The sequence below is a fragment of the Mucilaginibacter sp. OK268 genome (assembly GCF_900103125.1).
In the GTDB taxonomy this organism is placed as follows: domain Bacteria; phylum Bacteroidota; class Bacteroidia; order Sphingobacteriales; family Sphingobacteriaceae; genus Mucilaginibacter.
Map to the genome: position 1 here is coordinate 150,361 of NZ_FNJV01000005.1, position 21,699 is coordinate 172,059.

Annotated in this window: 15 protein-coding genes; 7 read left to right on the forward strand and 8 right to left on the reverse strand. The window is 42.0% G+C overall.

Features of this window, described 5'->3' with window-relative positions:
- Positions 1–32 precede the first annotated feature (32 nt).
- Positions 33–374 (reverse strand): hypothetical protein, encoded by a 342-nt coding sequence (locus BLR84_RS17155; protein ID WP_076369346.1) that lies wholly within the window; start codon positions 372–374, stop codon positions 33–35.
- 452 nt (positions 375–826) lie between these two features.
- Between BLR84_RS17155 and BLR84_RS17160 the strand changes: the two genes are divergently transcribed.
- Positions 827–2,542 (forward strand): glycoside hydrolase family 9 protein, encoded by a 1,716-nt coding sequence (locus BLR84_RS17160; protein ID WP_218128372.1) that lies wholly within the window; start codon positions 827–829, stop codon positions 2,540–2,542.
- 157 nt (positions 2,543–2,699) lie between these two features.
- Positions 2,700–2,888 (forward strand): hypothetical protein, encoded by a 189-nt coding sequence (locus BLR84_RS17165; RefSeq protein ID WP_090470579.1) that lies wholly within the window; start codon positions 2,700–2,702, stop codon positions 2,886–2,888.
- A gap of 51 nt (positions 2,889–2,939) precedes the next feature.
- Here the strand turns inward: BLR84_RS17165 and BLR84_RS17170 are convergent, their stop codons facing one another.
- From BLR84_RS17170 to BLR84_RS17180, 3 genes are all read right to left on the reverse strand, one after another.
- Complete coding sequence (locus BLR84_RS17170) at positions 2,940–3,332, reverse strand: iron chaperone (protein WP_090470581.1); 393 nt, start codon at positions 3,330–3,332, stop codon at positions 2,940–2,942.
- A 29-nt stretch (positions 3,333–3,361) separates the two neighbouring features.
- The gene (locus BLR84_RS17175; RefSeq protein ID WP_090470583.1) at positions 3,362–3,838 is read right to left on the reverse strand and encodes a VOC family protein; all 477 of its coding nucleotides are present in this window, start codon (positions 3,836–3,838) and stop codon (positions 3,362–3,364) included.
- Positions 3,839–4,247: 409 nt separating this feature from the next.
- Entirely contained in the window at positions 4,248–4,469 is a 222-nt protein-coding gene (locus BLR84_RS17180) for a hypothetical protein (protein WP_143013927.1), read from the reverse strand.
- Positions 4,470–4,627: 158 nt separating this feature from the next.
- On the opposite strand from BLR84_RS17180, the gene BLR84_RS17185 reads away from it, so the two are divergent.
- Positions 4,628–5,686, forward strand: a complete 1,059-nt coding sequence (locus BLR84_RS17185; RefSeq protein WP_090470587.1) for a proline iminopeptidase-family hydrolase — start codon at positions 4,628–4,630, stop codon at positions 5,684–5,686.
- A 61-nt stretch (positions 5,687–5,747) separates the two neighbouring features.
- Here the strand turns inward: BLR84_RS17185 and BLR84_RS17190 are convergent, their stop codons facing one another.
- The gene (locus BLR84_RS17190; protein WP_090470589.1) at positions 5,748–6,722 is read right to left on the reverse strand and encodes an alpha/beta fold hydrolase; all 975 of its coding nucleotides are present in this window, start codon (positions 6,720–6,722) and stop codon (positions 5,748–5,750) included.
- 74 nt (positions 6,723–6,796) lie between these two features.
- On the opposite strand from BLR84_RS17190, the gene BLR84_RS17195 reads away from it, so the two are divergent.
- Both BLR84_RS17195 and BLR84_RS17200 read left to right on the forward strand, forming a co-directional pair.
- A complete protein-coding gene (locus tag BLR84_RS17195; RefSeq protein ID WP_090470590.1) occupies positions 6,797–7,651 on the forward strand; it encodes a LysR family transcriptional regulator in 855 nt (284 codons plus the stop codon).
- Between the two features lie 64 nt (positions 7,652–7,715).
- Positions 7,716–10,283, forward strand: a complete 2,568-nt coding sequence (locus BLR84_RS17200; protein WP_090470592.1) for a M1 family metallopeptidase — start codon at positions 7,716–7,718, stop codon at positions 10,281–10,283.
- A 253-nt stretch (positions 10,284–10,536) separates the two neighbouring features.
- On the opposite strand, the gene BLR84_RS17205 is transcribed toward BLR84_RS17200, so the two are convergent.
- Positions 10,537–12,093, reverse strand: a complete 1,557-nt coding sequence (locus BLR84_RS17205; protein WP_090470594.1) for an MFS transporter — start codon at positions 12,091–12,093, stop codon at positions 10,537–10,539.
- Between the two features lie 149 nt (positions 12,094–12,242).
- Here BLR84_RS17205 and BLR84_RS17210 point away from each other — a divergent pair, with 149 nt between their 5' ends.
- Positions 12,243–13,460, forward strand: a complete 1,218-nt coding sequence (locus BLR84_RS17210) for an amidase (protein ID WP_090470596.1) — start codon at positions 12,243–12,245, stop codon at positions 13,458–13,460.
- Between the two features lie 43 nt (positions 13,461–13,503).
- Here BLR84_RS17210 and BLR84_RS17215 read toward each other — a convergent pair whose 3' ends face one another.
- Both BLR84_RS17215 and BLR84_RS17220 read right to left on the reverse strand, forming a co-directional pair.
- Positions 13,504–15,906: a glycoside hydrolase family 127 protein gene (locus tag BLR84_RS17215; RefSeq protein WP_090470599.1), complete on the reverse strand. Its 2,403-nt coding sequence runs from the start codon at positions 15,904–15,906 to the stop codon at positions 13,504–13,506.
- Between the two features lie 26 nt (positions 15,907–15,932).
- Positions 15,933–18,284, reverse strand: coding sequence for a glycoside hydrolase family 127 protein (locus tag BLR84_RS17220; RefSeq protein WP_090470602.1), 2,352 nt, complete (start codon positions 18,282–18,284; stop codon positions 15,933–15,935).
- Positions 18,285–18,647: 363 nt separating this feature from the next.
- On the opposite strand from BLR84_RS17220, the gene BLR84_RS17225 reads away from it, so the two are divergent.
- Positions 18,648–21,683: a SusC/RagA family TonB-linked outer membrane protein gene (locus BLR84_RS17225; protein ID WP_090470604.1), complete on the forward strand. Its 3,036-nt coding sequence runs from the start codon at positions 18,648–18,650 to the stop codon at positions 21,681–21,683.
- Positions 21,684–21,699 lie beyond the last annotated feature (16 nt).

Here is a 21,699-nt window from a genome sequence, read left to right on the forward strand (position 1 = left end):
AATTGGTTATTTCCTTTTTTTATGTTTTAAACCTATCTGTAAGTAGAAAGATGGGTTGTTTTTATGGTCAGCATAAATGATTTGCCTACACTTATTTTAACGTTTTTGTCCAGTAGCAAAGCTTTTACAGCTTCGTCGGTTCTGATAGCTTCATAAAGGTCACGGGCTACAGGCGAGCCGCTGATATTATTGGTCACCTTGCCATTTTCCATACTGATGTTAAAGGTATATCCTGTTTTGCTGCGGCCACCCGCCGATTCAAAATCTGTTATATTCAATTTAAATTGCTGATCTTCATTCAGGCTCTTTTTCAAATGCAAACGAATAACCGGCATATACCTTTGCCAGGTAGCTAAAAACTTTCTTTCTTCCATACTATGCTTCTATAAAAAATGAAGCCCTTGTGAGGTATTATTCTACAAGGGCATTAAAACGATTATAAGAACCGGCGATATTTCCTGATCTTATTTATTGAAAATTATTGTTTGTTAAATTAAAGGTAACGGTGAGCTGCAGGCTCTCCATGATGTTACCGCATGATTTTTCAAAGCTAAGTAAATTAATGTGTAAAGGGACTATATTATTCAATAAACTTCCGTCTCAATATTTCTCATTAAGAAAATTCAGGGTGATCAGTTATTTGATGAGTTGTGCCGGTGTTAATTCGTGTGCTGTAGAGGTAATATAGGGGCAAATGATGCCCCATTTAAAAATCAGGGGCATATTAATTAGTAATTTGCACTCACCAAATTTTGCCAGCAGAAAAATGAACCACATCTCCAAATTCAAAATCTTCCTAACCTGCTTTTTAATTATGCTTGCCTTTATGACTCAAGCAGCACCCATAATTTACATTAACCAGGTTGCTTTTGATGTTCGGGGAGCAAAAACGGCGGTTATTCGTAACGATATTAAACTAGGCGACTTATCTTTTAGATTGATCAATTCATCAGGTAAATCTGTTTTTACGGGTACACTAAAAGGACCCGAACAAATAAATGATTGGGTTAAGAATGCCTTTTTTTATCAGGCAGATTTTTCATCCTTTAAACAAAGCGGTAAGTATAAACTGAGCATCAGTATAAATGGTAAATCTTATCTTTCTGACGATTTTGAGGTAAGCGAGAACGCGCTTGCTGTGAGTACGCTGCCGTCTATCATTAGTTATTATAATAAGCAAAGAGCTAATACACCTACCGAGCTTGAAGTTGATAAAGTCGTAATACTTTATGGTAGCAATAAAACGGCAGATGTACATGGGGGCTGGTGTGATGCTTCGGGCGACGTAAGTAAATACTTTTCGCACCTGGCTTATGCTAATTATATGTCGCCGCAGCAAATTCCGCTGGTTACCTGGTCAATGGTGAACGCGGTGCAAGCCGTACCTGGCTTGCTTCATCAGCTGCATGCGGATGAGAGTATGGCCAATGAGGCTTTATGGGGTGCTGATTACATCATGCGTTCGCTATCAAAAGAGGGGTATTTTTATATGACCGTTTTTAGTTACTTCAGTAAAGACCCCAAAGCACGCCGGATAGTAGGGTTAAGGGCTAACAGTGTAACAACCGATGAATATCAATGCGCTTTTCGCGAAGGTGGTGGGATGGGTATAGCTGCATTGGCCCGTATCTCCACTTTGAAAAAAGATGGAGATTTTAAATCGGCCGAATATCTTGCCGCTGCCAAACGTGCTTTTGCTCATCTGCTCATAAATAATACCAAGTACGATGATGATGGTAAGGAAAACATCATTGACGATTATTGTGCTTTGATGGCGGCTACCGAACTTTGGATAGCTACCGACAGCTCATTTTATCATGAAGAGGCCCGTAAACGGGCAAAAAATATCGAGAAGCGGATGAGTCCTGCCGGTTATTTTATCAGTAATGATGAGGGACGCCCATTCTGGCATGCCTCCGATGCCGGTTTACCCATTGTTGCTTTATGCCGGTATTTAAGTAAAGAAAAAGAGCTGGTGGAAAGAACAGCAGCATTAACCGTTATTAAAAAAGCGCTTGATTATAACCTGCGGGTGACCAACAAGGTCAGTAATCCTTTTGGCTATGCCCGGCAAACTTTTCGCCTGGGCGATCAGATAAAAGATGGCTTTTTTATACCGCATGAAAATGAAACCGGCTGGTGGTGGCAGGGCGAAAATGCCCGGTTAGGATCACTGGCTACGGCCGCGATAGTAGGCGGTCGCCTGGTCTACCCGCAAAAGGGCGGCTGGGGAGTAAAAAAAGATCTTGCTGTTTACGCATCCAATCAATTATCCTGGATCCTGGGCTGTAACCCATACTCCATGTGTTTTATGTATCAGTTTGGTAAAAATAATGTACCCTACATGAGTTCAAGCTTTGGACATGGATCTGGCAAAGGGGGAATATCAAACGGTATCACCGGTAAAGAGGGTAACGCCGACGGCAGCGGTATTGATTTTAAGACCGAGGACAAGGGAAACGAATGGCGTTGGACAGAACAGTGGCTGCCTCATGCCGCATGGTTCCTGCAAGCTATTACTGCTACGGCCCAACCGGAGTAACATTCAGGCTCAAATTTCAGAATTATTGATCATTTCTTTATCTTAGCATTCATTAGCCAGGACTAATCAACCGCGGCTAAATATCTGCAAAGCCCAACCAATCATGTGCTTTATTATGCTGTAATGCGGCTGTTTGAGTCGTACCAAAATCAATATTATGCTGATAGCCATAATGAAGGTCTGTATTTTTCTATGTATCCTGATATTACCATTCCGGGGCCCTTCCAGGCGACGGGAAAACACACTAGATCAGCCTCAAAGTAACCAGGTTTTTTCGAAGTATGGTGTAAATGAACGTGGAGGTTTAGAAGTGATCGAAACTGATGATCATATTCAACCCGGTTGAAAGAATAAAAACATCTCTCAAACTTTGTTTTCAAAATTTGAGAGATGAAAATTACTTTTTACTTTTCTTGGATAGATCCAGAATTTCGTTCTGGATCATCCTTTCTGATATGATCTTTTTGATGAGTTCAATAGGCAATGGTTCTCCGGGGGCAAAATGTAGTGTAGATCCGGACACCCTGATGTCTTTAAGATCTTCTTTCATTGATTTTACCAGACCGGGGCTCATAGTATAAAAACTGCAAAACTTTTTATTCGCTCCAATCCCCACCAGCATATAATGATACTTGTAACAAGGCAACTGGTAGCTTATCAATTCTGTTGCCTGTGGAGCAGTAGTTAATATAATATGCCTTAGCTCTTCAAGCGTAGGCCTGAATGCTACAGGTTGCTGCCCAATATATTCATCAGCATCGCGTGGTGGCGGAAAATCAGAGCCTCTCATATCAGCTAAATATAACGAATTAATTATGCTCAGGCTTGGGCGTAGGCATCCTTTAGTTTGTGAATATCAATTTTAACCATTTGCATCATGGCCATCATTACAGCGTTTGCTTTTTTGGTGTCCTTGTCTTTCAGCATTTGCTCTAATTCTGATGTGGCTATCTGCCATGACAGGCCAAATTTGTCTTTCAGCCAGCCGCATTGGTTCTCTTTCCCGCCGTCGGCAAGTAAGGCGTTCCAGTAAAAATCGATCTCTTCCTGCGTTTTGCAATCAATCGATAGTGATATCGCTTCAGTGAACGGAAACCCCGGGCCGCCATTTAATATCATGAGCCCCTGTCCGTCCAGTTCAAACCGGGCTACCAGGATCTCCCCGGCTAACTGTGGGTGTGTTTCACCATAATAGGTAATATCTAAAATTTTTGAGTTTTTGAATATCGAAGTATAAAAATCGAGGGCCTCCTGAACTTTACCGTTGAACCAAAGGCATGTGGTGATCTTTTGCATAATGTATTCTCCTTAATTTGTTTTAATATGATTTGCTATCAACTTGTTTTGATATACCAAAGTTACCCGAAGCTATCCTATTAAAAAGGGGGTGAATATGACAATATAAGGGGGCGATTGCGTAGTAGGGGGGCAAAATATTTCTCCGAAATCATGTATACGGCGAATACCTAAAAGTGGGTTTACATGGTTTACACAATTTATGGTTAACATGGAGTTAATTATCTCATAATCAATTGATTAATATGATTAATTCCATGAATTGTGTAAACCATCATGTACTGGGTTTACATTGATCAGCTTAGCACAAAGTATTTCATGCCAAAATGTTTAAAAAAAGCAAAGGGCGATCTGTTAACAGATCGCCCTTTGTATATCGAAAATGAAATTTTCTTTAAGATTATATCACTTAGGAGTTTTTTGATTTCTCTCCGGCGAATGGTAAGGTTGATATAAAGATAACCATGCCAACACCAAAAGTAATAAAGCCGCCATAAACGATTCCCGCAGATGCCTGAACTCCGCTGACAGAATCAGCCGGGTTAAACGCGTGATTTGGCGTGAAAATAAAAAAACTACCTATTAATAATATGCCTATTGTTGTGATTAAAAGCCCTAATATTCTTTTCATGTTTTTGATGTGAAACTGTAATGCAGCAAATGTATAAACTTTAATGCAATCAACAAACATCACTTCGCTTAAAAAACTAACTTAAAGTTGATAAATTAGGACTTTATATAGCAAACCATGTAATTGGTCATATCCTGTTGTTATACCAAACACTACATATGAAAATAAAACATTTAAAGATCGCTTTTTTTATCGCGCTAACCTGGTTAGCCGCATGCAAAGACCCCAGTGCAACGCAGAAAACAGAATTGGGCTTACATACTTTTTTAAAAGATACCACAAAAGGAGTACAATCGGGAGGGGTACAGGTGGTTCGCATCAATACGCCCAAGGGAAAGTTTAACGTATGGACAAAGAAAATTGGTAATAACCCTAAAATTAAAGTGTTGCTGCTGAACGGAGGGCCGGGTGCTACTCATGAGTATTTTGAGTGTATGGAAAGCTTTTTACCGGCCGAGGGCATTGAGCTGATCTATTACGACCAACTGGGTACAGGAAATTCCGACAATCCTAAAGATACAGCGATGTGGAGCTTACCCCGCTATGTAGAAGAGGTGGAGCAAGTAAGGCAGGCACTTAAATTAGATAAAGATAATTTTTACCTGTTGGGCCATTCATGGGGTGGCATCCTGGCTTTGGAATATGCGCTTAAATACCAGCAACATTTAAAAGGACTCATCATTTCCAACATGATGGCAAGCTGTCCGGATTATGGTAAATATGCCGATAACGTTTTGGCTAAACAATTTGATCCTAAGGTATTGGCCCGCATCAGGGCAATTGAGGCAAAAGGTGATTTCGAAAACCCGGAATATATGCAATTGCTTATACCCAATTTCTATTCAAAACATATATGCCGTTTCCCGTTTGAGCAATGGCCTGAGCCTCTTTTGCGGGCTTTCAACAAAATCAATCAATCCTTATATGTAACCATGCAGGGGCCAAGCGAATTTGGCATTGCTGGCAAATTAACGCATTGGGATCGTAAAGCTGATCTTCCTGAAATTTCTGTTCCAGCCTTAAGTATAGGCGGAAAATATGATACGATGGATCCTGCGCATATGCAGTGGATGGCTACCCAGTTTCAAAATGGCAGTTATCTGTATTGCGCTAACGGCAGTCACATGAGCATGTACGACGATCAGCAAACTTATATGAACGGTTTAGTAAAGTTTATTAAAGGTGTGGATGAGGGCGAGAAGAAAGTGAAGTTGTAAGTTTTTAATCAAACAAAAAAGCCAGGTATAAGATACCTGGCTTTTTTATTTGATGCGGCATTTATTTAGGCAGATCTTTCATGAAATCCAGGATATCGGCACCAATTTCCTGTGCATGGGTTTCCAGTGCAAAATGGCCGGTGTCATAAAATTTTACTTTGGCATTTGGGTTATCTCTTTTATAAGCTTCGGCTCCGGCTGGTAAAAAGAAAGGGTCATTTTTGCCCCATACGGCCAGTAGTTTTGGCTTTTTATCCCGGAAATAAGCCTGGAATTTTGGGTACAACACCACATTACTTTTGTAATCAACCATCAGGTCGACCTGGATGTCCGCGTGACCGGGCAAGTCGAGAATATGTTTGTCAAATGTATAAGCTTCCGGCTCGATCAATGATTTATCGGTCACACCGGTTTCATACTGAAACTTCACCATATCCAACGATACAAACGCTTTCAATGCATCCTTGTTCTCCTGCGAAGGATCGTTCCATGCTTTTTGGATTGGGTTCCAGGCGGTGCTTAATCCTTCCTCATAAGCATTGCCGTTTTGTGATATGATACCGGTTATTTTTTCAGGATTGGCCAGGGCCAGGCGAAGACCCGTAGGAGCGCCATAATCAAAAATGTAAACAGCGAAACGTTTGAGCTTTAAATTATCAATAAAGCCCTGCATAGCTTTGGCCAGGTTATCAAAGGTATAACTGTATTTGGTATGATCGGGCGCGTCTGAAAAACCAAAGCCCGGAAGATCGGGAGCTATCACGCGATATTGGGTAGCCAATATAGGTATCAGCTTACGAAACATAAATGATGATGTTGGGTATCCGTGCAGCAGCAGGATAACGGGGGCGTCTTTAGGACCTGCCTCGCGGTAAAAAATATTCAGATCGTTTACTTTAATATTGTTGTAATGGATGGCTGTAGTTTTCATTTGATTGTTTTTTGTAGGATTGATTTGTTGGGCATGCAGGGGTAAAACTCTACCCAGGATAAGCAGTAATATTATCTGCCATTTTGTTTTTGTGATTGATTTCATAGTTCAAATCTATATTGTATATTTGATTATTAAAAACGATTAATAATAATATATGTAATCATAAAAAGTGATTTATGAATGGTAATGATCTTAAAATATTTGAGGCAGTGGCTGCTCATGGTAATTTTACCAAAGCCGCTGAGGCGATGTTCACCGTGCAATCAAACGTGACCGCGCGAATAAAAAATCTGGAAGAGGAATTGAATGTACAGTTATTTAAAAGAACATCACGCGCGGTAGAGCTCACATCGGCAGGAGAGATATTTATCCAGTACTGTAAAAAACTAAACTACCTCACCGAAACTTTAAAACAGGAGTTATCAGATGTTCATAAACTATCCGGCTCACTTAAAATTGGCTGTATTGAAACCACTATGGCGCTTAAAGTGCCTGGGGTAATACAGGAATTTACGGATAAATATCCCGATGTGATGTTGAGTTTCAGGGCTGATAATTCTATGAATTTGATCAATGATGTGTTGAATTACAGGCTTGATGCCGCTTTTGTAGCCGCACCCATTACCTCGGCGGAATTGGGCGTACACCTGATAAAAGAAGAAAAACTGGCTATCGCGACCGCCGAAAATTATCCCGATCTGCCGGAGTATATTAAAAAAGGTCAGGTTAAAATTGTTGTTTTTGATGTGGGCTGTAGCTATCGCCCCAAACTGGAGGAATGGTTAAAAACCCAGGGGATCTTTAATTACCAGTGCACCGTGTTGAACACGCTGGAGGGAATAGTGAATTTTGTAGAAGCAGGAATAGGTATAACCATCATGCCCGAGGATCTGTTCAGTCAGATGTATTATAACCGGAAAATAAAAACATATCCCATTGAAGGGGAGCAAGGCATGTTGACTACATTGATGGCCTATCGTAATGATCTGCCCCAATCAAATGCTATGAAAGTATTTATGAGCTTGTTTTGATCGTAAACACTGGGTTCATTTTTATAAATTTGGTGACACTGTTATCAGGCTGTTACATTTTCCTATGATCTTTAAAATATATACACGCGGTATCATCTTATTTCTTGTAATTTTTAATGCGGTAACAGCTTATGCACAGGTAAGTGCCCCTGCAGTTGAACCTGGTGTATCGCTGGTGCTGGCCCGCTATCGCCGCTCGGTGATTAGTGACCTTCAATACACCCTTAATTTTGATATCCCGGCCGATAAAAATAAAGGTATTGAAGCCAGGGAATCGATCAGCCTGGTTTTAAAGCATATCGATCAACCTTTACAGCTCGATCTGAAACAAAGCCCGGGTAAAGTTCATGCTATACAGGTAAATAACAAACAGATCCCGGTTAAATGGGAGCAGGAGCATTTACTGATAGCGCCAGGATTCCTGCGTAAGGGTAAGAATATGATTTCCCTTCAGTTTACCACCGGCGATCAATCATTGAACCGCAACGACGATTATTTGTACGCTTTATTTGTACCTGACAGGGCCCGAACGGTTTTTGCCTGCTTTGATCAGCCCGATCTGAAAGCTAATTACCTGCTCACGCTCACCGTACCGGCAGGATGGAAGGCATTGGCCAATGGGGTTATTATTGATTCCCTAAGCCAGGGTGGGAGAACAACATTTAGATTTAACAAGTCGGATAAATTGAGCACTTATCTGTTTTCATTTGCGGCGGGTAAATTCAATGCTGTTAAACAACTTATAGGTAATAGAAAGGCAGAGTTTTTATACCGCGAGACAGATACCACCAAAATCAAATTAAGTATTAACCCAACTTTTACTGCTCATAAAGATGCGATTGACTTTTTACAACAATGGACAGGCATCCCGTTTCCTTTTCAGAAAATAGGTTTTATAGCCATACCCGATTTTCAGTTTGGCGGTATGGAGCACCCGGGCGAGGTGCAGTATAAGGCCTCAGCCGTGTTTTTGGATGATGGAGCTACAAAAGACATGATCATATCCCGGTCGAACCTGTTTTCGCATGAAACCGCGCACATGTGGTTTGGCGATATGGTAACCATGCAATGGTTCAACGATGTATGGATGAAAGAGGTGTTTGCCAATTTTATGGCCGATAAAATAACCGAAAAACTCATGGGTAGCGAAACCTTTGATCTGAAGTTTCTGCAGGATCATTACCCGGCGGCTTATAATATCGATCGTACCCAAGGTGCCAATCCGATACGACAAGATTTGGATAATCTGAAAGACGCGGGCTCGCTTTATGGTAATATCATTTATCACAAAGCACCCATCATGATGCAACAACTGGAACTGCTCATGGGGAAAGAAAAATTCAGACAAGGGATACAGGAGTATCTAAAGAAATATGCCTACGGCAACGCTACCTGGAATGATCTGATCGCTATTTTGAGTAAACATACCACTACCGACCTGTACGCCTGGAATAAAGTTTGGGTGAACCAACCCGGTCGACCGGTATTTGACGAAAAGATCATTTATACCGGTGGTAAGATCAGTGATTTTACCATCACGCAACACCCGGAGTTTGGCGCCATGCGTGTTTGGCCACAATCGTTCAGCGTAACCATGGTTTACCCGTTATATACTAAAAACATCGCGGTGAATATGAAAGGCGCCAGTATCGATCTGAAAGAAACGGTGGGCCTTGATAAACCTTTGTACATGATATTTAATTCAAACGGGATAGGTTATGGCTTGTTCCCGGTAGATAAAGGTAGTACAGATAGTTTATTTCGGATCAATAACCCATTACAAAGGGCCTCACTTTATATATCAGCTTACGAAAATATGTTAGAGGGGCGTTATTTTAAACCACAGGAGCTGCTGAACATTTTTTCGAAAGGATTAGCTTTAGAAAAAGAAGAAACTAACCTGAGGTTATTAACCGGCTATATCGGCAATATTTATTGGGAATTTATTACACCTGCGGATAGAAATAAGATAGCATCTGACTTAGAGGAAAGTTTATGGACGGCATTACAGCAGCAGGAGAAGCCCAATAATAAAAAAGTACTATTCCGGGCCTATCAGGATGTTTATTTAACAGAGGCTGCTAAAAAGAATATCTATACCATCTGGCAGTTGCAAAAACCACCGGTGGGTGTAAAGTTAAATGAGGATGATTACACCTCCCTGGCGCTGAGTATAGCCCTAAAAGATGACTCGCCGACCGGCGTATTACAGATGCAAGAGACAAGGATAACCAACGCAGATCGTAAAAAGCGGTTGGAGTTTTTAATACCCGCCTTATCTTCAAATGAACAGGAGCGTGAAGCGTTTTTTAACAGCCTTCAGGATGCGAAGAACCGGCAAAAAGAAGCATGGGTTACCACGGCTTTGGTTTACCTGCATCATCCATTAAGACAAAAAACATCAGAAAAATACCTGGCCAAAAGCCTGGAAATGGTTGAAGAGATACAAAGAACCGGAGATATCTTCTTCCCGCAATCATGGTTACAAGCTGTTTTGGGTTATTACCAGGACAAGCAGGCCGCTAAAACTGTTAATGATTTTTTAAGCGCTCATCCTCATTACAATCCAAAGCTCAAAGCCAAAATACTACAGAATACGGATAACTTGCTTAGGGCGCAAAAGTTGTTATAAAGAATCTACGGCAAATGCATCTAAATTTATTGGGATTAATTAAATCTTTTGTAATTGAAATAGCGATGCAGGAGGCACCTCCGGAGCCCCAAAAGACGCCTTATATCGGCTATAAATAGAATGCTCCTCTGGAGCTTCTGCTTACCTCAGCTCCGGAGGAGCATCCTGTTTATAGAAAAGTAAAAAATATACTTTGGCTCCCGGGGAGCCTCCTAAATTCGTCTTTGTTATTTACTTAGATGTGTTACTCTTATTACGGATCGGGTGGGGTACCCTTTTTAAGAGTACTGTTCCTGATAAACAGAAAGGACATCAATGCACCTAAAAAAGCAAGTGAAGCGGATAGTTGCATCACCCGGGCATAAACACCAATAAATCCGGAATGATACAGCTTTTTAATAGCCTGTTGCTCATGGGCATTGAAGTCTGCCGGGACTTTGGCATCACCCAGGTTAGTGGCTTGCGCCATTACCACTTGTTTTTGTTTTTCATTTAAGGGGATGCGTTGAATTTCCTGTTGCAGTGCCCCGGTGAAAAACAGAACGGCTAAGGCGCCTAAAATAGCGTTGGCGAAAACATTGGCAATACGTGTAAGGGCATTGTTCACGCCGGAAGCCGTTCCCGAAAAATGATCACTGACCGAACCCATAACCGCGGCAGTAAGCGGCGCCACCGTGAATGACATACCCGAACCGAAAACAATAATCCCCGGGAAAAAGGTAGTCCAGTAATCAGAAGGGCCATTGGTTTGTTTGACGAAGGATAGGATCAGCAAGCCAACACCGGCCGCTGCCGGGCCGCCTATTAATAACAATCGCGGTCCATGTTTATCTGCGAGACCTCCTGCAAAACGCGCCATCCCGATCATCAGTATAGTAAAAGGCAGAAAGGTAAGACCAGATTGTAACTGGCTATAACCCTGTACCTGCACCAGGTTGAGCGAAAGAAACAGCATACCTGCGCTAAGCCCGGCATACAGGAAAAAAGTAAGCAGGTTAACACCACTAAAAGTCATGTTAGTAAACAATTTTAAGGGCATCATAGGGTGCTTGCTTTTACTTTCAATAAGGATAAAAGCGGCCAGCAATGTGATGCCAGATGTTAAGGAAATATATACCTGCCAGTGACCAAAACCCATTGCAGGCGCTCGTAAAAAACCAAACGTAAGTGCAGCAAGACCTAATACAATAGCGATAGCCCCCGGAAAATCAAGGGCCTGATCTGCTTCTTCATCGCGACTCTCTTTCACTTTAAACCCAAGGATCAAAAGAGCGATGACACCTATCGGGACATTAATAAAAAATATATAACGCCATAATCCGGCATCGCCAAAGGCACCACCCAAAATAGGACCGCCCAAAGTAACCACCGTGGTAAAAGCCGACCAGGTGCCGATAGCTTTGCCCCGTTCTTTTTCGTTAATAGAAGAAGAGATCAATGATAAGCTACCCGGTATCATTAAGGCACCTCCAATGCCCTGCAACATCCGGCAGGTAATGAGTATTTTAACATCGGGGGCAAAGCCGCAGGTTGCGGAGCCTGCGATGAATATAAATATCCCGGCCATAAAGATCTTTTTCCGGCCGAGCTTGTCACCCAGGGCGCCGCCTATCATGATCAGGGCGGCCAGCATCAACAGATAAGCATTCAGGATCCAAAATAAGTCAGTACCAGTGGCATTCAGGCTTTGTTGCAAGGATGGTAACACCACATTAAGGGCCGTGCTATCAATAAAAGCCATAGCCGAGGCCATGATGGAGGAAACCATGATCCATTTGCCGGCAGAACTGCCCAATGCTACTGTTGTCATAGAAATAGGTTATATGTAAATGTAACAAACAGTAACCACAAAATGATTGCGTATTGTTGCAATCGGCCCCTAATTATGGCGCAAAGACACCCTGTATGTTATAGCTTTTATGTGGAATTTTACTGAACAGATAGCTAAATAGTAAGGATATGGAAAATTACCATAATGCAAGCATTGCAGCCGTAAGTAAATTGATAAAGGCTAAAAAAGTATCGCCGGTGGATCTTGTCGACGCTTGTTTGCAGCGAATAGAAGAGTATGATACCCAACTGAATACTTTTATAACCGTTTTGGCTGACGAAGCCAGGAAACAAGCTCAAATAACAGAGGAGGAAATTAATCGTGGCGAATGGAAAGGGCCACTTCACGGCATTCCGGTAGCTGTTAAAGATTTTTACGATACGGCGGGTATCAGAACAACAGCAGGTTTTGTACATTTTAAGGACCGTATACCCGAAAAAGATGCGGAAGTGGTGCAGAAACTCAAAGAAGCAGGCGCTATATTGATAGGTAAAACCAACATGCATGAGCTGGGTATGGGTACTACCTCGCTGGTGAGCTATTTTGGTCCGGTCCACAATCCCTGGAATACCGAATTTATTGCCGGTGGATCATCTGGAGGTTCGGCAGCAGCGGTTGCGGCAGGGTTTTGTTATGCTACCATTGATACCGACGCGGTTGGTTCATGCAGGTTACCGGCGGCGTGCTGTGGCGTTACCGGATTTAAGTCAACCTACGGTCTCATTAGTGGCAAGGGGATCCTGGAAGGTGAGCAAGCTGACGAAACCATTATTAAATTGAGCCACGTGGGTATTACTACCCGCTACGCGGAGGACGCTGCCATTTTGTTGGATATCTTTTCCGATCAGCAGCAGGCTACAGACTTAAGCGATCACAAAAAGATAACAATAGGATTTGTATCAAACTACAAGGCAAGTGATGGGGTAAATGCAGTATACTTTCAGGCTAAGGAAAAGTTTAGCTCGCTGGGTTATCGTATTGCTGATATATCGCTCCCTTTTGAATTAGCCTCATTTAGCACAGCTACAATTGACCAGGATCGTAAAACTATTTCTGAGCAGCTATTTAAAAATGTCGATGTGGTGGTTTTGCCGACACTTACCGGTCAGGTTCCGGATATTCAATCGGCACAGGCAAAGGGGCCAATGACTCTTTCGGCGGACAATACTTTTTTCTTTAATTACTATGGTTTACCGGCTATCAGTATCCCTTGTGGTTTTGATGGAAATGGTATGCCGCAAGGCTTGCAGGTAGCTGGTCCATGGGGAGGAGATGATCAGGTGTTGAAAGTTGCCCATGTGTATGAGCAAGCGGCTCAATGGAATGAAAAACATCCATTATTATAAAAGCAAAAATCCCGTAGCATATGCTACGGGATTTTTGCTTTCGCTATTTAATCGCCCATTCATGTATGCCGGAAGAATTATCAACTGGTAGTTGAATTTCCATTCTTAAGGCTGTGGTGTTAACCGGTTCAAAGGTCACGGTATTAAAGCCGTCTTTGCTGATGGTGTATGGTATGGTGTTTTTTACCGGTACCCATTGACCATCTTTCAGATACAATATTTTGTACGATGCCGGTATGCGGCAGCCACCCCATGGCCCATCATCAAACCAATAAACTTTTGATTCGCTGACTGTATGCGTTGTATCAAAATCGTATTGAACATACTCGCTGGTATTTTTGGCTGGCCACCAATGCAGGTAAGGGTAGTTGGTATCCTTAGAGTCGGCAGGTTCATATTGATCTTTGATTGCTGCGTACATCCTGGTGTTTTTTAAGGATGATGTTACCTTGCTGGTACTTGCTATGGTTGGTGCAGGTTTGGGTCGCGCAGCCGAAGCCTCGTAAGGGATCCATACGGTCATTTCACTTGGTCCGCGGTTTGCCCAGGCATAGTAAGGGATAGCTTTTACCTGTTGGTTGGCCTCAATGAGTTGGTCGCTGTTTAACTGGCGTTTGGTGCTTTTACCCTCAGCGCTTATCACATCAACACCGTTTAACAGATCAGCATGATAATTTGCATTGGCAATGGCGTTTGTATCAACCATGATATTTTGTACCAGGCTGTCTTTATTATCAGGACCTTCCAAACAGTATACAACCGGGCCGCGTTCAAAAGCAAAACGGCTTTTGTCGTCTTTTACCAACGGATTAGCTAATACCTTTTCTGTTTTCATTGGCAGCAGCAAGGAAACCTGATCGCCTTTTTTCCAGGTCCGTTTTAATACGGCATAGCCTTTTTCGGTAACAAATGATTGAGGCTGACCATTGATGGATAACATAACCGGCAATGCTTTTTTATCCATAAAAGTGTATAGGTTACCCGGTACCGGTTGTTGTTTGGCCCAGCCTGGTATACGTACCCTTAAGGTAAATTCAAGGCTTTTCTCTGGATTAACTGTTATATCAACTTTACCTTTCCATGGATAATCGGTGGTTTGCACAATGTTCACATTACCCAAAGCCAATTTAATATTGCTGGAGTTACCCATGAACAGGTTGATATACAGATCATTTTTATTTTTGGCATAAACGTAGCCCGGCAACGATGGTAAAAAACGGGTCATATTGCTGATACAGCAGGCACAGCTTATCCACGCGCTACGCTGATGCTGTGACATAGATGCCAGCGGATTGGGATAAAAGAAGCGGTCACCACTTAAAGAAACGCCCGAAAGCAGGCCATTATAAAGCGTTCTCTCCAGTACGTCGATATATTTTGAATCGCCATGCAGCAAAAACATCCGGTTGTTCCAGTACACATTACCAATGGCCGCGCAGGTTTCAGCATAGGCCGACATATTCGGAAGCTGGTAAGCATCCCCAAAAGCTTCGCCATTACCGGTTGCGCCTATACCACCCGTGATGTAGAGTTTTTTGTTAACCACATCGCCCCATATATCATCAATAGCGGTTAAATATTTGGTATCGCCGGTTAAGGCGGCAATATCTGCCATGCCGGTATACATGTAGGCCGCCCTTACGGCGTGCCCTTCGGCCTCGTGCTGGTCGACTACTTTTTTGTTGGCCTGGTTGTAGGCGTCGCCCTTAGGGCCACGAACATCCAGGAAAAATTTGGCCAGATCAAGGTATTGCTTATTACCTGTAACCCGGTACATTTTCGATAAGCCAATCTCCACGATCTGATGACCTGGATACTCTTCCAGCTTACCCGGACCGAAAACTTTAACCAGCAGGTCGGCATTTTTTATGGCGATGTTAAGCAAGGTACGTTTACCTGTAGCCTGGTAATGGGCAACGGCAGCTTCATACAAATGGCCGCAATCGTACAGCTCATGGCTCAGCACTTCTTCTTGTTCCCAGCGTTTGGCACCTATCCATTCATGCGGTTTTTTGGCATGTACGGTACGAAATGTGTAGAGGTAACCATCGGGTTCCTGGGCGGCGCCAATGATACTGATCAGCGTATCAATATATTTATCCAGCTTAGGATTAGCCTTGTTTTGCATAGAGTAGGAGGCCCCTTCAATAGCTTTATAAACATCGGTATCATCAAACGGAAATTCGCTTAGCTTATCACCATCCAATTTTTTGGCGGCTCTTAAAAAGTTATCCATGCGGCCATTTGCCTTACATTGTGCCAATACATAAGGGATGGTCACATTGGCGTTCACCTCCATTTTAGGTTGCCAGAAATTATCGTTCACGTGAACACTGGTAAACGCCACAGGCTGTATAGGATAATCTTTTTGCTGTGAAAATAGCTGACCCGTAAATGCCATCATGGATAATGATAGCACGCAGGCTGCTTTTCTTTTATTGATCATGTGCTTAGTTCTTGTAATTGGTTAGTTTAATTTTTTACCATCCTGCTACCATAAACCGGGCCCGCGCTATTATCTTTTTTGGGCAATAATTTAATCGTTATTTTTTGTTTGCCTTTGGTTAGCTCAATCGGAATGTTATAGCTGATATCATAAAAACGGCTTTCTTTATACTGGTTCAGATCTTCTGTGGTCAGTTTCACGCCATCAATCAATATGTCAAAAGTACGGCCCCGGTTGTCCATTCCCCAATAGGTATTAATCAAGGTGTTTTGGGTATTGGCATCAACTTTCATCTCATATTGAAGATAACCGCCGTTTTCGGTCGACCGCCATTTTTTCTGATGGTCTTCGCCTGTAGTAGCATTCTCGCTGATGAAATTATGATCACGCTCGGGCTGCATTTCGCCTACACGTAAGATATCCGTGGTGCGGGCTTCCAGTTCCTGTTGTTTTTTCTTTTGCTCGTCGTAAGCTTTTTGTTGTACAACCCAGGCTTGCGGTGTAAATACATCCCAGTAAACCGAATAATATTCGTTTTTGGTTTGATTGAAAGGGATCAAAGTAACTTCTTCAGGTTTTGAAATGTTTACCGTACGGAAGCTTAACTGTTTTTTATCAACCATTTGCAACCACTGGTTAGGATCCGTCTCGCTGGTTACAAAAACAGGTACACCTTTCAACGGATCGGGCTCAGTATTGCCCAAAACGCCTGCAAGCAACACCGGGCCATAAAATACGGCACGCCTGTTAGCGTTATCGGGCATGGCTTCGGTATAAAGTTTTTCGGGTGTTGTAAATTTAATTTTATCGTTATTACTCCATTTACGGCTTAAAACAAAATAGCCTTGCGCATCGGGGCTAAGCTGCTGTAGTTTGCCATTGATGCTGATGCTAGCATTGCTGGTCCATTTGGGTTTGCGGATACGGATGGTCATGATAACCGGCTTTTGGGTATTAACAGTAAAAGTGATATGATCATCGTTAGGGAAATTGCTTTCCTGTTTCACTGATAAGCCTTTATCTTTCCAATTTAGTACCGATGGAATAAACAAGTTAACATAAAGACTACCATCTGCGCCTCTGAAGTAAATACTTTCGTTATACTTTACATGGTTTTCCATACCCGAGCCCACACAGCAGGTAAAATCATCAAAGGGGGTGCTGTAGTGTTTTGTTCCGCCCATTCTAAGCGGTACAAAATAGCACATCATGCCATCAGCATGATTTTGCGAAGCAAGGATGTGGTTATACAATGCCTTCTCATAATAATCCATCAATGCCGCCGATGGCGCAACCGCGAACAGATGACGGGTGAGCTTAAGCATATTATAGGTATTACAGGTTTCAGTGGTATTATCTGTCAGTTTATCATTCAGCTTATCCGGATCGCTCAGGTACTCATAGTTGCTGTTTCCGCCGGTGGCATAGGAGTGATGGCCTGTAACCGTTTCCCAAAAGAAATCGGCAATGGTTTTGTCTTTTTTATCGCCGGTAAGCTCGTACCGCCTGGCACTGGCAATTATCTTAGGTATTTGTGTATTGGAGTGCTTGCCCGGCAAAACATCCTGCTGTTGGGCCAACGGATCTAAAATGCGTTTGTCATAAAATTTGTACGATAGATCAAGATATTTCTTATTGCCGGTAATAGCATATAAATTGGTAAGGGTTTCTGCCATGCCTCCATATTCGCACAATAACATTTTCTGCAATTTATCATCGTCCAGGTTTTTAATGGTTTCGCCAGTCCAATCGGCCATGCCCTGGCATATTTTAAGGGCCTGGGCATTATGGCCATATAAATAGGCGTCCAAAAGCCCGGCCATTACTTTATGCACCGTATACCAGGGCGACCAGCCACCATTCAGATCAAAGCCCCTGGAGCGGATATCGCCTTTGGCAACTTCGGCCCATATCGTGTCTTCTTTCGGGATAGCGCCAACGTAACCTGTTTTACGTGTGGTTTGGCATTCATTAAGCTCGGTAACAATATAGTTTATCCGCTTTAAAAATTGAGGGTCGCGGGTTGACGCGTAATGCATGGAAATGGCCGACAGGTAATGCCCCAAAGTGTGGCCTGCCAAACCTGATGATTCCCAGCCTTCATACAATTTACCCTTAGGTTTTAAGCCAGAATGAGAGCGAAATCCGGATAATAAACGATCCGGCTCAATAGATAACAGGTAAGCGGCATCAACTTGCATCGCCTGTTTAAAGGGGCCTTCCAGTAGTTGAACATCTTTTAAATCAAATGAATAAGCCTGTATCGCTACAACGGGTTTTATTTTTATCCGGCTATCCTTCCACTCAGGCACATATGATTGAGCCTTTACGCTTATTGCAGTTGTAAAGCAAATGATAAAGGATAAACTCCATTTCATTAACAAAGCTGCAGAATTTGTGTGATTATAACAATTAAACATATAAAGTAAAGTTACCCGGATATCCTGAAGAATTATTGATGATATTTTGCTGGTGATAGCCGGATTTTAACCGGTTTGGGATACTATACTGTTAGTTAACGGACTATTTAATAATAAGCGCCGTATTTAAGGTTGTAAACTGATCTTCCGGTGTTGTTCTATTTAAAATGTTGTGATTTTTATAGGGTTTTATTTTAATAATGATAATATGTGGGTAGTTGTGGTGAATTTTTGCTAAAAAATTAGCTATTGTGGTAAATATTTTTACATGATCTGAAGAATCAGACTTAATTAATAATTTTTAACCCCAAAAATTAATTTATGAAGCTAAAACGATTACTCAAAAGGCTTGTTTTGCTCTTTTTAGGCATTTTTGTATTTGGTTATTATGCCAAAGCACAAATAATTACATTAAAAGGGAAAGTATCAGACGAAAAAGGCCTGTCTATACCAGGCGCGTCTGTTAAGATAAAAGGTACACGTAAAGGCACCATCACCAATACCGAAGGTATATTTACTATTGAATGTAATGGTCCTGTTAGTCTCAGTGTATCAGCTATTGGTTATACCGAGAAGGAAGTTAAGGTTAGCAATACCAACAACGTTAATATTATTTTAGCCGAAGACAGCAAAACACTCAGCGAGGTAGTGGTTACTGCGTTGGGTATTAAGCGCGACAAAAAAGTATTAACCTACAGCAGCCAGGAAATCAAAGGCTCAGACCTGGTGCAGGGTAAAGACCCTAACCTGGTTAATGATATCGCCGGAAAAGTATCCGGTGTACAGATCACCAGCTCATCAGGCAGCCCCGGTAGTTCAACGCGTATAGTTGTTCGTGGTGCATCATCGTTTTACGGAAATAACGATGCTTTAATGGTTGTTGACGGTATCCCGATAGATAACAGTGAAACCGGGAACCTCAATTCAGGGCCTGGCTCCAGCAGGGTAGCCGACATTGACCCTTCCATAATTGAAAATATCAACGTGTTAAAAGGTGCCGCGGCTACGGCTTTATATGGTTCGTTGGGTGCAAATGGTGTTATTATCATTACTACCAAAACAGGATCAGCCAATAAAAAACCGACCATTAATTTTACTTCTGATTTCTCCTTCGAAAACCCGTTGCTGCCGCAGATACAAAGCAAATATGCCCAGGGTACAAATGGTATTTATTATAATGGTGATGATATGAAAACCAGCACTTCCTGGGGCCCATTGATGGACACCTTAAAAATAAATGGTCAGCCGGCAAAAAAATACAACCAGTCCGACTTGTTTTTTAAAACCGGACATACTTATAATAATGTGTTTAGTGTAAACGGTGGTGGGGCTGCTTCTAACTATTATATATCTTATTCTAATTTTAATCAGCAAGGTACTGTGCCAAATACCAAGTTTCTGCGAAACGCGGTATTTGCCAAATACAGCGCTCAGATCCTTCCAAATTTAACTACAACATTCCAGTTAAATTATACCAATTCACAAAACAACCGCTTGCCCGAAGGTTATGCACTGGAGAGCCCTGTATGGACTATTTTTACAGCCCCGATATCATACAACCTGCTACCTTATGAAAATGCAGATGGCACCCAGCGCTTGTATCGTTATTCCAGAAACAATCCTTACTGGGTATTGGATAATATTTCCAATAAATCAGGCGTAAACCGTTTTTTGCCAACCTTTACGGCCGATTATAAACCATTAAAATGGCTTACCGTAACTGAAAGATTTGGCGCTGATGTATATACCGAACAGGATAGATATCATGAATCGGCCGAGTCAGTATCTAACCCTACCGGGCGTATTGTAGTTAACAATATCAATTTCAGGCAATTCAATAACGACTTGATTGTAAGTGCTAATCATCAGTTTGGTGATTTTAATATTGATGGCGTTATTGGGAACAATATTTATTCTCAATATTCAGAAACTGCTTATGCCAATGGTGTTGGGCTTTCGGTAGCGGATCTTAATAATATCAGTTCGGCTTCGACTGTCACTTTTATTGAAAATCAATACAATACACGAAGGATCGGCTTTTACGCGCAATCCAATATTGAGTATAAAAAATTCCTGATCCTGTCACTAACCGGCAGGTATGACGGAAGCTCTGTACTATCAACAGCGCATAATTTTTATCCTTATGGGTCTGTAGCTACCAGCTTTATATTCTCCGAGTTTTTCTCCAAAGAATTTCAGGATATCATGAACCTGGGTAAATTCAGAATATCCTATGCTACAGTTGGCGGTAGTAATGTGGTTCCTTATTCACTTAGTACTCCGTATCTTACTCAAAGTAAAGATAACATTATTCGTAATATTTCATTCCCTTACAACGGCCAGGCAGGATTTTTACTGAGCCCTACACTGGGTAATCCTAACTTGAAAAATGAGCGGATAAATGAATTTGAAGCAGGGTTTGAAACCGGGTTTTTTAATAACAGGATAAGTTTAGAGGCTTCTTATTTTGCTAAAAAGACGACAGATGGCTTAATTCCGGGTGTGAGTATTGCACCATCAACAGGTTATGACGGTACTACGGTAAACACCGGGATAATGCAAAACCGGGGTATTGAACTATTATTGAACGTGGTACCAGTGAAAACAAAGGACTTTACCTGGAACATGACTATCAACTACAGCCGTATCCGGAATAAGGTTCTGGCAATTGATGGCGATCTGCAACAGATCGGAAATGGCTTTACTACAATTATTGTAGGTCAGCCTTACGGAACCATATATGGTACACGCTATGCACGCACCGCACAAGGACAGTTACGTATTGATGCCAGCGGATTACCTTATGCTGATGCCGATCAGGGTGTTATAGGTAATATTAATCCCGATTGGACGGGTGGAATTGCCAATAATATCAGGTATAAGCAGTTTAATTTCAGTTTCTTCTTTGACGTTAAAAAAGGCGGCGATATTCAGAATAACGTGGATGGGTACGGATATTTTTACGGAACACCTAAAGTAACCGAAAATAGGGGGCTAAGGGTAGTTCCGGGAGTGAGCGATGCAACAGGACAAGCTAATACCGTTGCTGTTAACGGACAGGCTTATTATCAGCGTATAAACGGCGTAACCGAATCTGTAATACAGGATGGTACCTACATTAAGTTACGAAATGTAAGCCTGGGTTATACCGTAAAACCATCATGGTTGAGGGGTAGTCCTTTCAAATCCGTTAATTTTAGCGTAACCGGGCGTAACCTGTGGATCTATGCTCCGCATTTTACCGGTGGCGACCCAGAAGTAAGTTCGTTCGGTTCATCAAATGGCTCGCAGGGTATTTATTCCTTTTCTGTACCCACATCCAGGTCTATCGATTTTAGCATGAAGCTTACCCTTTAATCATCATTTATCAATT

Bases quoted from the DNA above. Each gene is read 5' to 3' on its own strand.
- BLR84_RS17155 (WP_076369346.1), bottom strand. From the start codon at position 374: ATGGAAGAAAGAAAGTTTTTAGCTACCTGGCAAAGGTATATGCCGGTT.
- BLR84_RS17160 (WP_218128372.1), top strand. From the start codon at position 827: ATGACTCAAGCAGCACCCATAATTTACATTAACCAGGTTGCTTTTGAT.
- BLR84_RS17165 (WP_090470579.1), top strand. From the start codon at position 2,700: ATGCTGATAGCCATAATGAAGGTCTGTATTTTTCTATGTATCCTGATA.
- BLR84_RS17170 (WP_090470581.1), bottom strand. From the start codon at position 3,332: ATGAGAGGCTCTGATTTTCCGCCACCACGCGATGCTGATGAATATATT.
- BLR84_RS17175 (WP_090470583.1), bottom strand. From the start codon at position 3,838: ATGCAAAAGATCACCACATGCCTTTGGTTCAACGGTAAAGTTCAGGAG.
- BLR84_RS17180 (WP_143013927.1), bottom strand. From the start codon at position 4,469: ATGAAAAGAATATTAGGGCTTTTAATCACAACAATAGGCATATTATTA.
- BLR84_RS17185 (WP_090470587.1), top strand. From the start codon at position 4,628: ATGAAAATAAAACATTTAAAGATCGCTTTTTTTATCGCGCTAACCTGG.
- BLR84_RS17190 (WP_090470589.1), bottom strand. From the start codon at position 6,722: ATGAAATCAATCACAAAAACAAAATGGCAGATAATATTACTGCTTATC.
- BLR84_RS17195 (WP_090470590.1), top strand. From the start codon at position 6,797: ATGAATGGTAATGATCTTAAAATATTTGAGGCAGTGGCTGCTCATGGT.
- BLR84_RS17200 (WP_090470592.1), top strand. From the start codon at position 7,716: ATGATCTTTAAAATATATACACGCGGTATCATCTTATTTCTTGTAATT.
- BLR84_RS17205 (WP_090470594.1), bottom strand. From the start codon at position 12,093: ATGACAACAGTAGCATTGGGCAGTTCTGCCGGCAAATGGATCATGGTT.
- BLR84_RS17210 (WP_090470596.1), top strand. From the start codon at position 12,243: ATGGAAAATTACCATAATGCAAGCATTGCAGCCGTAAGTAAATTGATA.
- BLR84_RS17215 (WP_090470599.1), bottom strand. From the start codon at position 15,906: ATGATCAATAAAAGAAAAGCAGCCTGCGTGCTATCATTATCCATGATG.
- BLR84_RS17220 (WP_090470602.1), bottom strand. From the start codon at position 18,284: ATGAAATGGAGTTTATCCTTTATCATTTGCTTTACAACTGCAATAAGC.
- BLR84_RS17225 (WP_090470604.1), top strand. From the start codon at position 18,648: ATGAAGCTAAAACGATTACTCAAAAGGCTTGTTTTGCTCTTTTTAGGC.